Source organism: Flexivirga sp., from assembly GCF_035551235.1.
Lineage (GTDB): Bacteria > Actinomycetota > Actinomycetes > Actinomycetales > Dermatophilaceae > Flexivirga.
This window is the reverse complement of the sequence record NZ_DASZNO010000021.1, coordinates 244,535-258,073: the sequence shown is the minus strand read 5'-3', so window position 1 is coordinate 258,073 and position 13,539 is coordinate 244,535. Positions and strand designations below refer to the sequence as shown.

Here is a 13,539-nt window from a genome sequence, read left to right as displayed (position 1 = left end):
CATGTCTGGTTTGACTCGCCGCGGATTTTTCGGTGCAGCAGGTGGCGCCGTAGCCGCCACCGGCCTGGCAGCCTGTGCCGGGACCGGCTCGGAGTCCTCCGGGAAGAGCGGCAAGGGCGGCGGCGGAGACTCCAACACGATCGACTTCTGGAGCAATCACCCGGGGACCTCGACCGACACCGAGAAGAAGATCATCGCGGAGTTCGAGAAGGCCAACCCCAAGCTCAAGGTCAAGCTGACCGACGCCGGCAAGGACTATGAGGAGGTCGGGCAGAAGTTCAACGCCGCACTCGCCGGTGGCAACCTGCCGGACGTGATCGTGGCCTCCGACGTCACCTGGTTCAACTTCGCGATCAACAACCGCTTCACCGACATCGACGCGCTCTTCAAGAAGGAGGGCCTGTCGACCGACGACTACGTCGAGGGTCTGTATGGCGACTACAAGTACCTCGGCAAGCACTACGCGATTCCCTATGCGCGCTCGACGGTGCTCTTCTACTACAACAAGGACGCCTTCAAGAAGGCCGGCCTGCCGGACCGTTCGCCGAGGTCCTGGGACGAGTTCACCCAGTGGGCGCCGAAGCTGCAGGCGGCGCTGGGCGGCGGCAAGCATGCGCTGATCCTCGACGACGGCGCGGACTACCTGGACTGGACCTTCCAGTCCATCGCCTGGTCGTACGGCGGGGGCTACTCCAAGGGCTGGAAGACCACCTTCAGCGACCCGAAGACGCTCAAGGCCGCGACCGTGCTGTCCGACTGGGGCAAGAAGGGCTGGGTGAAGACGTCGGCCGACTCCGCGAGCGACTTCGGCGCCGGCCTCGGCGGCGTGCTGTTGGAATCCACCGGTGACCTCGGCGGCTTCAAGGACCTGCCCTTCGAGCTGGGCGTGGGCTTCGTCCCGGCTCCGGGCGGGGTCAAATGCTGCCCGACGGGCGGCGCCGGCCTGGCGATCCCGGAGGGCATCTCCGCGGCGCGCAAGGCGAACGCGGCGAAGTTCCTGGAGTTCCTGACCAACGCCAAGAGCACCGTGACCTTCACCCAGGCGACCGGCTACATGCCGGTGCGCAAGTCGGCGCTGAAGCTGCCCGAGGAGGTGGCCTACCTGAAGAAGAACCCGAACTTCAAGGTCGCCGTCGACCAGTTGCCCAGAACCCGGCCGCAGGACAACGCCCGCGTGTTCGTGCCGAACGGCGGTGCGACGATCGGCGCGGCGCTGGACAAGATCATCGCGGGTTCGGACGTCAAGACGACCATGGCGGGTCTGGACAAGACCATCACCAAGGCGTACGAGACGCAGGTGAAGCCGAAGCTCAAGGCCTGAGAGATGGCTTCGGTATATTTCGACGCCGCGACCCGGCGTCACAAGGGCAACACGCAGCCCTCGGTGGACGGCGTCACGCTGGACATCGACGACGGCGAATTCCTGGTGCTCGTCGGGCCGTCCGGCTGTGGGAAATCGACGACCCTGCGGATGCTCGCCGGCCTCGAGCCGGTCGACGGCGGCCGGATCCTCATCGACGGTCACGACCAGAAGGGCGTCCGTCCTCGGGACCGGGACGTCGCGATGGTCTTCCAGAGCTACGCGCTCTACCCGAACATGTCGGCGGAGGAGAACATGGCGTTCGCCCTGCGCAACGCCGGCGTGAGCAAGGCCGATGCGCATGCACGCGTGCTGGAAGCCGCCCAGATCCTCGAGCTGGAGAAGTTGCTGGACCGCAAGCCGGGTCAACTGTCCGGCGGCCAGCGGCAGCGGGTGGCGATGGGTCGGGCGATCGTGCGGAACCCGAAGGTCTTCTGCATGGACGAGCCACTGTCCAACCTCGACGCCAAACTGCGTGTCTCGACCCGCGCGCAGATCGCCGCGTTGCAGCGGCGACTCGGAGTCACGACGGTCTACGTCACGCACGACCAGACCGAAGCCATGACGATGGGCCACCGGGTGGCGGTGCTGCGCGACGGAGTGCTGCAGCAGGTGGACACGCCGGAGGCGCTCTACGACCATCCGGTCAACACCTTCGTCGCCGGCTTCATCGGGTCACCGGCGATCAATCTGATCGACGCGACGGTGCGCGATGGGCGAGCCGAATTCCATGGTGCGACAGTGCCGTTGGAGCGCGACCGCGGGGGTTCGGCGAAGCGCGTCACCGTCGGCATACGTCCGGAGTCGTGGACGATCGGGGACGCGCTGGGCAAGGACGGCATACCGCTGAAGGTGGAGCTGGTGGAGTCGCTCGGTGCCGAGGTCTTCGTCTACGGCAGGCCGGAGGGCGTCGATGCCGGCGGCCTCCGACTCACCGTGCGCACCGACAAGAAGCACCGGCCGGCCGAGGGTGACGTCGTGCGCGTGACGCCGGCCGTGGAGGAGGTCCACGTCTTCGACGCGGAATCCGGCGAGCGGCTCTGACTCTCCGCACCGACACCCGAAAATTAGTTGTGCAATGACAACCATTGTATGTTTACAATAGTTGTATGACGACAACGAAAACGACACCAGTGGCAGTGTGGCTCAACCTGCACGCCCTGGTGATGGACCACAAGTGGTTGTCCCGGGACCTCCTGCACGACCGCACCGACGGCATGCCGTGGAGTGGCTACCGCGTGCTGCGACGTGTCGAGGACGGGCCGCGGTCGCAGGGTGAGATCGCCGAGCTGATGGGCATCGACGCACCGGCGGTGTCCGGCCTCGTCGGTGACCTGGTCGCGCGCAAGTACGTCGACCGCACCGCCGATCCCACCGATGGCCGGCGCAAGCTGGTCGGCATCACCGACAGCGGCCGCGCGGTGCTGGAGGGCTTGCGCTCGGTGACCGACGTGGTGCCGCCTCCGGTTGCGTCGCTGACGGCCGCGGAGCTGCGGGAGCTGACCCGGCTGATCGACAAGATGCGGGCGTCGAGCGACCGTGGCGGAGCGTCCCGTCATGAGTGACGCCGTCCTGAGCCTCGGGCGCCGGCGCGCCGTGCTGGCGATCTGCTGCATGAGCCTGTTCATCGTGGCGATCGACTCCACCGCGGTCAATCTCGCCCTGCCCTCGATCAACCGTGAGCTGGGCGCCAGCGGGTCGCAACTGCAGTGGGTGGTCGACGCCTACACCCTGATCCTCGCCAGCCTGCTGATGCTCTCGGGTTCGATGGGCGACCGGCTGGGTCGTCGCCGCGTCTTCCGGACCGGGCTCCTCCTGTTCGGCCTGGGGTCGATCTGCTGCTCGCTCGCACCCGATCCCGGCTTCCTGATCGGCGCGCGCAGCCTGCAGGCGATCGGCGGCTCGATGCTGAATCCGGTCGCAATGTCCATCATCACCAACACTTTTCGTGATCCGCGCGAACGCGCACAGGCCATCGGCATGTGGGGCGGCGTGATCGGACTGAGTATGGCGCTGGGTCCGGTCATCGGCGGCGCCCTCGTCGAGGGTGTCGGGTGGCGAGCCATCTTCTGGTTGAACGTCCCCGTGGTGCTGGCGGCCGTCATACTCGCAGGGCGCTATGTGCCCGAGTCGCGGGCCGAGCAGGTGCGCCGGCTCGACCCGGTTGCGCAACTGCTCGTCGTCGTGATGCTGGTGAGCGTGACGTTCGCGATCATCGAGGGCGAGTCCCTCGGCTGGACGTCGGTCGCGGTGCTCGGCTGCTTCGCCGTGTCGGTGGTGGCGACGGCCGCGCTCGTCGGCTGGGAGCTGCGCCGGGACGAGCCACTGCTCGACCCGCGCTTCTTCCGCAGCATCCCGTTCAGCGGTGCCGTGCTCGCGGCAGTGGTCGGATTCTGCGCGATGGCAGGCTTCCTCTTCCTGAATACCCTGTACTTGCAGGAGGTTCGGGGGTTGTCCGCGCTGCAGGCCGGATTGATGACTTTGCCGATGGCCGTGCCTGTCGCGCTGTTCGGGCCGGTCTCCGGTCGGATCGTCGGCGACCACGGAGCACGCGTGCCGATGGCCGTCGCCGGCCTCGGTATCGGGCTGAGTGCGATCCTGCTGCTGTCGCTGGGCAACGACACCAGCCTGGTCTACCTCGGCGTCGCCTACATGTTCTTCGGCATCGGCTTCGGGATGCTCAACGCACCGATCACCAATGCGGCCATGTCCGGTATGCCGCGTGCTCAGGCGGGCGTGGCCGCGGCCATCGCGTCGACCAGTCGGCAGGTCGGGGGTTCGCTCGGTGTCGCGGTCCTGCCCGCGATCGCTTACGGGCGGCTGAACGGCTCGATGGCGCACGGCTTCGCCGGGGCGACCCATCCGTCGTGGGCGGTGATGGCCGGCTGCGCCGCGCTGCTCGTGGTGCTCGCCTTCGTGGTCACCGGGGGAGTCGCGCTGCGATCGGGCGACCGCGTCGCGGCCGAGCTGGGCGGTTCCTGACCGCGTTCTAGTGTGGAGACATGCGCGGTGAATACAAGGTCCCTGGCGGCAAGCTCGTGGCGGTCGACGTCGAAGTCGAATCTGGCCGGTTGGCAAAGGTTTCCGTCTCCGGCGACTTCTTCCTCGAGCCGGACGATGCACTGGAGGACATCGACGCCGCACTGACGGGTATGCCGGCTGAGGCCTCCGTCGACCAGCTGGCCGGAGCGATCAACGGCGCCCTGGATCCGCAGGTGAGCCTCATCGGGTTCAACGCCGACGCGGTCGGTGTGGCCGTTCGCCGGGCGTTGGGCAAGGCGACCGGGTGGGATGACCACACGTTCGACGTCATACCTGCGACGGTGCTGCCGCCGGTCGAGCACGTCGCCCTCGACGAGGTCATCGCGCACGAGGTCGCGGCCGGCACTCGGCCGCCCACCCTGCGCTTCTGGGACTGGGACTCACCGCTGGTGGTGATCGGGTCGTTCCAGAGCTACCGCAACGAGATCGACGCCGACGGCGCGACGAGGCACGGCATCGACGTCGTACGCCGCATCTCCGGCGGCGGCGCGATGTTCATGGAGCCGGGCAACTGCATCACCTACTCGCTCGTGGTCCCGACGTCCATGGTCGAGGGCCTGAGCTTCGAGCGGTCGTACGCCTTCCTGGACGAGTGGGTGATGGGTGCGCTGGCCGAGGTCGGCATCAACGCGCACTACGTGCCGCTGAACGACATCGCCTCCGACAAGGGCAAGATCGCCGGTGCCGCCCAGAAGCGCTTCGCCGACGGAGCCGTGCTGCACCACGTCACGATGGCCTATGACATCGACGCCGACAAGATGCTCGAGGTGTTGCGCATCGGCCGGGAGAAGATGTCCGACAAGGGCACCAAGAGCGCGAACAAGCGTGTCGATCCGATGCGTTCGCAGACCGGCCTGCCGCGGCAGCAGATCCTGGACACGTTCACGAAGTCGTTCCTGGCCCGCTACCGCAGCAGCCTGTCGTCATACACCGATGCCGAGCTGGTCGAAGCACGTCGCCTGGTGGACGAGAAGTTCGGCACCCCGGAGTGGACCCACCGGGTGCCGTGACGGCGCGCACGGGCCGCAGCCGTGATGCGCGCCGCCACCGGGTCACCGGAGGGCGGGTCGGTCGGCAACCGCTGCCGGCTCCACATAGACCGACGAGCCCAGTTCGACGAAGGTGCGGGACATCTCGTCCATGCCGGCCTTCGCCGCCTCCCGGTCGCGGATGTCCTGGCTGATCCGCATCGAGCAGAACTTCGGCCCGCACATCGAGCAGAAGTGCGAGGTCTTCGCGGCGTCGGCCGGGAGCGACTCGTCGTGGAACGCGCGAGCCGTGTCCGGGTCGAGGGACAGGTTGAACTGATCCACCCAGCGGAACTCGAAGCGTGCCTTGGACAACGCGTCGTCCCAGTCCCGCGCGTTCGGGTGACCCTTGGCGATGTCGGCGGCGTGTGCGGCGAGCTTGTAGGTGATGACCCCCGTCTTCACGTCATCACGATTCGGCAGCCCGAGATGCTCCTTCGGCGTGACGTAGCAGAGCATGGCGGTGCCGTGGGCGCCGATGGTCGCCGCGCCGATCGCCGACGTGATGTGGTCGTAGCCCGGCGCGATGTCCGTGGTGAGCGGGCCGAGCGTGTAGAACGGCGCACCGTGGCACCAATCCTGTTGCAACCGCACGTTTTCGGCGACCAAGTGCAGCGGGACGTGGCCGGGGCCCTCGACCATCACCTGCACGTCGTGCTCCCACGCGCGCTCGGTCAGTTCGGCGAGGGTACGCAACTCGCTGAGCTGCGCCTCGTCGTTGGCGTCGGCGGTGCAGCCCGGCCGGAGCCCGTCGCCCAGGCTGAAGGCCACGTCGTACTGCGCGAAGATCTCGCAGAGGTCGTCGAAGTGCTCGTAGAGGAAGTTCTCCCGGTGCCCGGCCAGGCACCAGCCAGCCATGATCGAGCCGCCGCGGGAGACGATGCCGGTGATGCGCTCGGCGGTGAGCGGGACGTAGCGCAGCAGCACACCGGCGTGGATGGTCATGTAGTCGACGCCCTGCTCGCACTGCTCGATCACGGTGTCGCGGAAGATCTCCCAGGTGAGCGCTTCCGCGCGGCCGTCGACCTTCTCCAGCGCCTGATAGATCGGGACGGTGCCGATCGGCACCGGCGAGTTGCGCATGATCCACTCGCGGGTGGTGTGTATGTCGTCGCCGGTCGACAGGTCCATCACCGTGTCGGCGCCCCACTTGGTCGCCCAGGTGAGCTTCTCGACCTCCTCGGCGATGGAACTGGTCACGGCGGAGTTGCCGATGTTGGCGTTCACCTTGACCAGGAAGCTGCGGCCGATGATCATCGGCTCGCTCTCCGGGTGGTTCACGTTCGCCGGGATGATCGCGCGTCCCGCGGCGATCTCGCTGCGCACCAACTCGACGTCGCAGCCCTCCCGCGCGGCGACGAAGCGCATCTCGGCGGTGACCTGACCCGCTCGTGCGTAGTGCAGCTGGGTCACCGTCCGCCCGGAGGTCGCACGCCGCGGCTCGCGACGTGCGCCCAGCCACTCCTGCGAGGACTCGCCACGTCGGAGTGCTGCGCGTCCGTCGTCCGCAAGTGACCGGGCCCGGGCCTGGTACGTGGTCGTGTCGCCGCGATCGTCGATCCATCCGGCGCGTAGCGGGGGCAGCCCGTGCTGCGGATCGCTGCCCGGGCCGGAGGTGTCGTAGAGCCGGAACGGCGGGTTCGGCTCGCCCGTGCTGGGAGTGGGGCTGAGGGTGACTTCGGTGAAGGGGACGCGGATGTCGGATCCGATCTCCTGATGGACCTTGCGACGTCCTGGTTCCTGGGTCATTGTTCCTCCTTGAGGTTGGTTGAGGTCATGAATGTGCTTGCGGCGGAAAGGTATTCGCGTGCCAGCGAGTGCGGGTTCGGCGCGCGCATCAGGGCGCCCATGACAGCTGCACCGAAGGCTCCGGCCGTGGCCAGCAGGTCGAGGTCGGCCGGCCGGACCCCGCCGACCGCGAGCAGCGGGAGTCCGCCGGCGTGCACTGCCAGAGCACGAACCCCGTCCGTGCCGAGCGCCGGGCCGTATCCGGGTTTGGAGGCCGTGGGTGCGTAGGGGCCGACGATCGCGAAGGCGGCTCCTTCGGCCCGGGCCCGGCGGACGGCGCCCGCATCGTGCACGGATCGGCCGGTCAGCGCGCCGGGCCGAGCGGGCCACGGTGTGTCCTGCGCGAGGTGGCAGCCGACACTGTCCGGTCGCGGGGTGCGGGTGAGGATGACGGTGTCGTCGTCGACATTTGCGCGCAGACGGTCGAGCAGGTCGTCATACGCTGCCGGTGACAGGTCGCGCTCACGCAACAGCACGTGCGAGATGCCGGCCGAGACACACGCCGCGACGACGTCCTCGAGCGGCCGGCCACCGGTCTGCGTCCGATCGGTGATCAGCAGCAGCCGGGGCACCGGAGGCGGCGCGATCAGCGCAGTCATTGCCCGACCATGCCGACGGACGGTGAGGACGCCCGCGCCAGAGTGCTTTTCGGGATCCGGCCGGCGCACCGTGCGGCGTATCCGGCGGCCACCGCATCACGCATCGCCGCAGCCATGAGGGCGGGTTGCTCGGCTCTGGTCACCGCCGTCGCCAGCAGGACGGCCGAGCAGCCGAGCTCCATGGCGAGTGCCGCATCGGACGCCGTGCCGATGCCAGCATCGAGCAGGACGGGTACGCCGATCTCGTCGCAGATGAGTTCGATCGCGTGCGGGTTGCGGATGCCGAGACCGGAGCCGATCGGTGATCCCAGTGGCATCACTGCCGCGCAGCCGAGATCGGCCAGCCGACGGGCGACGACGAGATCGTCCGAGGTGTAGGGCAGAACCCGGAAGCCGTCGCGAACGAGCTGCGCCGCCGCATCGAGGAGCTCGACACAGTCGGGCAGCAGCGTCCGGTCGTCCGCGATCACCTCGAGCTTGACCCAGTCGGTCTGCAGGGCCTCACGGGCGAGCTGGGCCGTCAGCACCGCTTCGCGCGCGGTGCGGCATCCGGCGGTGTTGGGCAGCACGTGCACCCCGGATGCCTGGATGGTCGGCAACAGTCCGCTGACGACCGCAGCTCCGGACCGCCTCATCGAAACGGTGACGATCTGCGTGCCCGTGGCTTCGATGCAGTCGGCGAAGGTACGTGCCGTCGAGATGCCACCAGACCCCAGCAGCAGGCGACTGGTCAGCTCACGACCGGCGAGTTCCCATGTGGTGCTTGGCATTTCAGCCTCCCTGACAGGGTTGGATGATGTCGAGTTCGCCGTTGAGCGGGATCTCCGTCCCGGCCCACTGCGAGGCAGGCACCACTGCGCCGTTGAGGGCGACCGCGAACCAGGTGCCCTCGAGTCCCGCGGCGGTGACCGCCTGCCGGACCGTGATCTCGGGTTGCCAGGACCGGGTGTCGCCGTTCAATCGATATGTCTGTGTCATGACAGTTCTCCTTGAGAGAGGGCGTGGACCACGTTGTCGCCGACGATCTCGGCGGTGAGGGGAGCCAGTAGGAAGCCGTGCCGGTAGTGCCCGGTGGCGACGGTGAGTCCGGGCAGGGGTGAGTCGCCCAGTAGGGGGCGGTTGTCGGCCAGTGCCGGGCGCAGGCCGACCCGGTGGGCGACGATCGCAGCATCGCGCAACTCGGGGACGACCGTGGTCGCCGCAACGAGCAGATCGTGCGCTGCGCGCACGGTCGCGGTGGTGTCCGCGCCCACCTCCTCGGAGGTGGCGCCCACTGTCAGGTGATGGTCGTCGTGGGGCACGAGATAGACCGGAACCCGATCGACACGAGTGCGGATCGTGGCGCTGATCGCAGGCACGGCGACCTCGAGATCGAGCAGTTCGCCCTTCACCGGTCGGACGCCGTCCGGGCCGCTCAGGGTGTCAGGAAGCACTCCCGGACCGGCGGCTGCAGTTCGCCAGCCGGCGCTGAGCACGGTGTGATCCGCCGAGATCGCCCTGCCCGGAACGTCGATGCCGGCGACACGTCCGTCGACGTGTTGCAGCCGCCCGACAGCCTGCACGATCTCGACACCCGCTCGTGCCGCCGCGGTGCGCAATGCACCCAGGACACGGTTGCGTTCGACACAGAAGTCGTTCGGTAGCCACGCGGCGCTGTGGACGGTGGTTGCGAGCGCGGGCTCGCGGCGCCGCAGCTCGGCGCGATCGAGGAGTTCCGCGGCCACTCCGGCGTCGGCCAGCAGGCTCAGCCGGCGGTCCAGTCGGGCTTCCTCGTCGTGGTCCATGGCCACGAGGAGGGTCCCGGTCCGACGCAGGTGCACGGGTGCACCGCTGCAACGCTCCAGTTCGGCGGCGAATTCGGGCCACCGGCCCTGCGACCGGGAGGTCAGCTCCCAGAGGTCGGGCTCGCCGTGGTCGAGTTCGGCCGCAGCCGAGATCATCCCGGCCGCGACCGTCGAGCTGCGGCCGGGTAACTCGGTGTCGACGAGAACGACGTGCAGGCCGCGCCGGGCCAGGGACCAGGCAACGCCGAGACCCACGATGCCGCCACCGAGGACGGCGACCCGGGTCACGGAAGGGTGTATCGAGTCCGAAGGGACAACGGGGGAAATGCGACCATGGCTTCTCCTTGCGCCGGCATGATCCGGATCAAGTCTGGTGACGGTCGGGGCGGTGTCAGCCCCCTCTCAGCCCGGTACCCCGGACTCCCGCGAAGGACGGTGGAGACCGTAGCACGATCTCCCGATCGCACAACCCCTGCACGCTCCCCTCCGGGATGCATCCGGGTGTCGCGGCTGAGCGACCGGCACCCGCTACACGGATCCGTAGACGAACTTGCGCAACAGGCGCTCAGCCGGGCCCGCATAGCGACGTCGTTGCATGATCGCGGCGGCAGCGACCGAGACCAGCCACACGGTCAACGCGACCAGCACCGCGTGTGCGTCCGAGTGTCCCCAGTCGAGGGCGAACGGAGCGAAAACCGCCATCCAGCAGACTGATTGGAAGAGGTAGCCGGACAGTGATCGCTGTCCGAGCGCCGCGATCGCACCGGTCACCGGCTGCGACCGGCGCAGCCGGATCGCGAGTAGCCCGAAGAGTGCGACATACCCGGGACCGGCATACTCGCCGGCGATGTTCGTCAGGGCGGCGAACCGGTCGATGGTGTCGGGTGAGGCGTGCAGGACGCCGGCGCCGGCGAGCGCGTAGGGCAGACCCGCCGCGACCGCGATCCCGAGACCACCGGCGGCGGTCAGGCGCAGCAGTTTCCGGTGCCGTTCGGGGTGCTCGAGGATGCCCTTGCTGGCGGCCCACATGCCGAGCCAGACGATGACGATGAACGGCAGGACCTGGAGCGTGTGGGCGGGCCATTCCGCGAGCCGGTGCATCAGGGACGAGCCGTATGACGACGCGGCCAGGGAGTCCGTGGGGGAGTTCACGAAGCCCGCCGAGCCACCGTTTCCGGTCACGGCACGGAACGCGAACCAGGCAACGCTGACAAGTTGGATTCCCCACAGCACCAACACGATCCGATGGAACCGCTCGGACCGACGGACCAACAGGAAGGTGGCGACGAGACCGACGATGCCGTAGGCACCGAGGAAGTCGCCGAAGTAGAGCAACGTCCCGTGGACGGCGCCGAGCACGACCAGAGCGGCATTGCGGCGGACGAGGATCCGGCGTGGGTCGGCGCCCCGGCCGCGTTGGCGGTGGGCGAGCTGGACCAGGCCATAGCCGAACATCAGCGCGAAGACGGGGTAGGCGCGGGCATCGATCAGCAGAAGGTCGACGAAATTCCAGACCTTCGCGAACCATCCCGTGGGATCCGGATCAAGTCCGGGACTTCCGGCGAACGCCCAATTGCCAGCATTCGCAAGGGCGATGAACAGCAACATGAAACCCCGGGCGAGATCCGGGGCCAGGCTGCGCTCGGAGCGAGCGACGGGGGCGGCCGTTCGAGTGGTGGAGGTGACGGTTGATGAGTTCATGCCTCCAGGCTCGGGCCGGCCGGTCGAGTCCCCAATGGTGCCAACCCGACTGGTGGGGTGGAGGTAACTCCACCCCCGCGGCGGTCACCCGCGACCGAGCAACGTTCCACCGTTGACCTGGAGGATCTGACCCGTCGTCCAGCCGGCTTCCGGTGACGCGAGGTAGGCAACGGCTTCGGCGATCTCGTCCGGTGTGCCGGGACGACCGGCCGGTATGACGGACGTGCGGCTCGCCGCGAGCTCCGGGTTCGCGGCGAGACGCTCGGCCCAGAACTCGGTGTCCGGGACAAATCCAGGTGCGACGGTGTTGACGGTGATGCCTTCTGCTGCAACGGAATTCGCCAGGTCCAGCATCCACGCGTTGACGGCGGCCTTGGCTGCGCCATACGAACCGGAGCCCCGGAGGGCGGCGATCGAACTCATGGCGACGATGCGACCGCCGGGGCGGGAGAGATGCGGCAGGAGCGCGTGGGCGAGCAGGACCGTGGACAGCACGTTCCCGTCGAAGTCCGCGCGCCACGATCGCGCGACGTCCTCGAGGTCGTCGCCACCGCCGACTCCGTAGTTGCCGCCCGCGTTGGCCACCAGCACGTCGAGGCTGCCGCCCGCGGCGATCTCGTCGGCGAGGGATCGGACCGCCTCGACGTCGGTGAGATCGCAACTGTGCGTCGTGACGTTCGCCAGCTCGTCCACCTCGCGCAGTTCGTCGGCGGCGGCCGTGAGGACCTGAGTGCGACGACCGACCAGGATCAGCTCCGGATCCTCGACGAGCATGCGGTGCGCGATGGCCTTGCCGATGCCGGTGCCGCCACCGGTGATGAGGATGCGTCGTGTCATGTGACCCACGCTAATGCCCCGATGATCAGAGCCGGTCGACGTCGGTGAGTTCGATCGGCTCGATGTCCGGTGCTTCTTCCGGGTCCAGGAACCGGTCGATGGCGCGGCCGGCGGCGCTGCCGATCAGGGTGCCGGCGGCGACCGCGACGACCGACCCGATGGCGACGGTCACCGCGTCGAGTCCGCCGTGTCCGGTGGCGATCTCGGTCGTGCTGAGCAGCCCGAGACTGCCAGGCACGAGCAGCCAGAATGCGGGTAGGAAGACCACCAACCGCAGCGGCCGGCCGGACAGCCGGTGGACGACGGCCGCGGCGAGGCCGGCGACGGTCGCACCGGCGAGCGCGCCGAGGACCAGCCCGGACAGCGCCTGCACCGCGGACTGCGTCGCGAAGGTCAGCGCGAGCACCAGCAGGATCCACGGTATGGCGGCACGGGATGCCGCGACATTGATGACGATGCCGCACCCGATCACCAGCACGCCGATGTATGGCGCAAGGGGCCCCAGGTCCTGCGCACGCACATTGGTCAGTGCGTCCAACTGCAGTCCGGTGACCGACACGGCCGAGAAGAGCCCGACCGCGAAGAGGACGAGTTGCATCATTCCGGAGACGAGTCGCGAGCTGCCGGCCACCGCAGCCCCCGAGGCGATCTCCGACATACCCGTGACGATCACCGACCCGGGCAGCAGCACCGCGAAGGACGCGACCATGGTGCGCAACGTTCCCTCCAACGGCCAGTGCTGCGCGACCAGCAGCACCAGCACCGCGACCGCGAACGACGCGAGCAGCGGCAGCAGCGTCCGGACCAGCGCGAACCGCCGACTGACGATCATCAGGACCATCACCACGAGCGAGCTCGCGGCCGCGGTCACCAGATCCCGCCAAGTCGGTTGCAGGATCGCGCAGATACCGGTGCCGATCGGCACGAGTGCCAGATCGCTCAGCCAGACCGGCCGCGAGGATGGCATCCGCTCGATGTCGTCGAGCTCGCGCACCGCCGCATCGGGACCTACCGCACCGCCCATCAGCTGCTCGTAGACGGCCTGCACGCGGGTCACCTGCTCCAGGCGGAGGGAACCGGTGACCGGCTCGAAACCCACCGCGTCGTCGACACCGAGACCGGCGAAGATCCCGGTCGGCGTCGCGGCAACGCGTACGCCGGGCGCGCCCAACCGCCGCGCGAGGAGTGTCACCTGCCACTCGACGTCCGGCACCGGAGCGCCACCGGCGAGCAGTGCGCTGCCCATCCGCAGCAGCACCTCACGTGTCGTGGCTGCACTCATGGGACCCATGATGCCCGGCCGCCTGTCGGTGGTCCCGATACGCTCCACTGCCGCGCATCCATCACCGAACCGTAATTTGTAAAGACATTTGATTGACAGTCGGAACGTGACTGGCTTG

General features: G+C 68.4%; 13 protein-coding genes and 1 riboswitch. Of the genes, 5 read left to right on the top strand and 8 right to left on the bottom strand.

Annotation, left to right across the window (positions count from 1 at the left end):
* Position 1: 1 nt before the first annotated feature.
* From VG502_RS06460 to VG502_RS06440, 5 genes are all read left to right on the top strand, one after another.
* Complete coding sequence (locus tag VG502_RS06460; RefSeq protein WP_325549204.1) at positions 2 to 1,321, top strand: ABC transporter substrate-binding protein; 1,320 nt, start codon at positions 2 to 4, stop codon at positions 1,319 to 1,321.
* 3 nt (positions 1,322 to 1,324) lie between these two features.
* A complete protein-coding gene (locus VG502_RS06455) occupies positions 1,325 to 2,404 on the top strand; it encodes an ABC transporter ATP-binding protein (RefSeq protein WP_325549203.1) in 1,080 nt (359 codons plus the stop codon).
* A 65-nt stretch (positions 2,405 to 2,469) separates the two neighbouring features.
* The gene (locus VG502_RS06450; RefSeq protein ID WP_325549202.1) at positions 2,470 to 2,925 is read left to right on the top strand and encodes a MarR family winged helix-turn-helix transcriptional regulator; all 456 of its coding nucleotides are present in this window, start codon (positions 2,470 to 2,472) and stop codon (positions 2,923 to 2,925) included.
* A complete protein-coding gene (locus VG502_RS06445) occupies positions 2,918 to 4,342 on the top strand; it encodes an MFS transporter (RefSeq protein WP_325549201.1) in 1,425 nt (474 codons plus the stop codon). Before VG502_RS06450 ends, VG502_RS06445 begins: the two co-directional genes overlap by 8 nt.
* 20 nt (positions 4,343 to 4,362) lie before the next feature.
* Positions 4,363 to 5,412 carry a lipoate-protein ligase LplAB gene (locus VG502_RS06440; protein WP_325549200.1) on the top strand — a complete coding sequence of 350 codons (1,050 nt, stop codon included), beginning with the start codon at positions 4,363 to 4,365 and terminating at the stop codon, positions 5,410 to 5,412.
* Positions 5,413 to 5,454: 42 nt separating this feature from the next.
* On the opposite strand, the gene thiC is transcribed toward VG502_RS06440, so the two are convergent.
* The 8 genes from thiC to VG502_RS06400 all read right to left on the bottom strand — a co-directional run bounded on the left by thiC (position 5,455) and on the right by VG502_RS06400 (position 13,421).
* A complete protein-coding gene (thiC, locus tag VG502_RS06435; protein ID WP_325549199.1) occupies positions 5,455 to 7,179 on the bottom strand; it encodes a phosphomethylpyrimidine synthase ThiC in 1,725 nt (574 codons plus the stop codon).
* The gene (locus tag VG502_RS06430) at positions 7,176 to 7,817 is read right to left on the bottom strand and encodes a thiamine phosphate synthase (RefSeq protein WP_325549198.1); all 642 of its coding nucleotides are present in this window, start codon (positions 7,815 to 7,817) and stop codon (positions 7,176 to 7,178) included. The genes thiC and VG502_RS06430 overlap by 4 nt, the downstream gene beginning before the upstream one ends.
* The gene (thiG, locus tag VG502_RS06425; protein WP_325549197.1) at positions 7,814 to 8,587 is read right to left on the bottom strand and encodes a thiazole synthase; all 774 of its coding nucleotides are present in this window, start codon (positions 8,585 to 8,587) and stop codon (positions 7,814 to 7,816) included. The genes VG502_RS06430 and thiG overlap by 4 nt, the downstream gene beginning before the upstream one ends.
* Position 8,588: 1 nt before the next feature.
* Positions 8,589 to 8,795 (bottom strand): sulfur carrier protein ThiS, encoded by a 207-nt coding sequence (gene thiS / locus VG502_RS06420; protein ID WP_325549196.1) that lies wholly within the window; start codon positions 8,793 to 8,795, stop codon positions 8,589 to 8,591.
* Positions 8,792 to 9,889, bottom strand: coding sequence for a glycine oxidase ThiO (gene thiO / locus VG502_RS06415; RefSeq protein WP_325549195.1), 1,098 nt, complete (start codon positions 9,887 to 9,889; stop codon positions 8,792 to 8,794). Before thiO ends, thiS begins: the two co-directional genes overlap by 4 nt.
* 36 nt (positions 9,890 to 9,925) lie before the next feature.
* Positions 9,926 to 10,038: riboswitch (TPP riboswitch) on the bottom strand.
* 91 nt (positions 10,039 to 10,129) lie between these two features.
* Positions 10,130 to 11,302, bottom strand: coding sequence for a DUF418 domain-containing protein (locus tag VG502_RS06410; protein ID WP_325549194.1), 1,173 nt, complete (start codon positions 11,300 to 11,302; stop codon positions 10,130 to 10,132).
* An 84-nt stretch (positions 11,303 to 11,386) separates the two neighbouring features.
* Positions 11,387 to 12,139, bottom strand: a complete 753-nt coding sequence (locus VG502_RS06405; protein ID WP_325549193.1) for an SDR family NAD(P)-dependent oxidoreductase — start codon at positions 12,137 to 12,139, stop codon at positions 11,387 to 11,389.
* Positions 12,140 to 12,164: 25 nt separating this feature from the next.
* Entirely contained in the window at positions 12,165 to 13,421 is a 1,257-nt protein-coding gene (locus VG502_RS06400) for a threonine/serine exporter family protein (protein ID WP_325549192.1), read from the bottom strand.
* Positions 13,422 to 13,539: the final 118 nt, after the last annotated feature.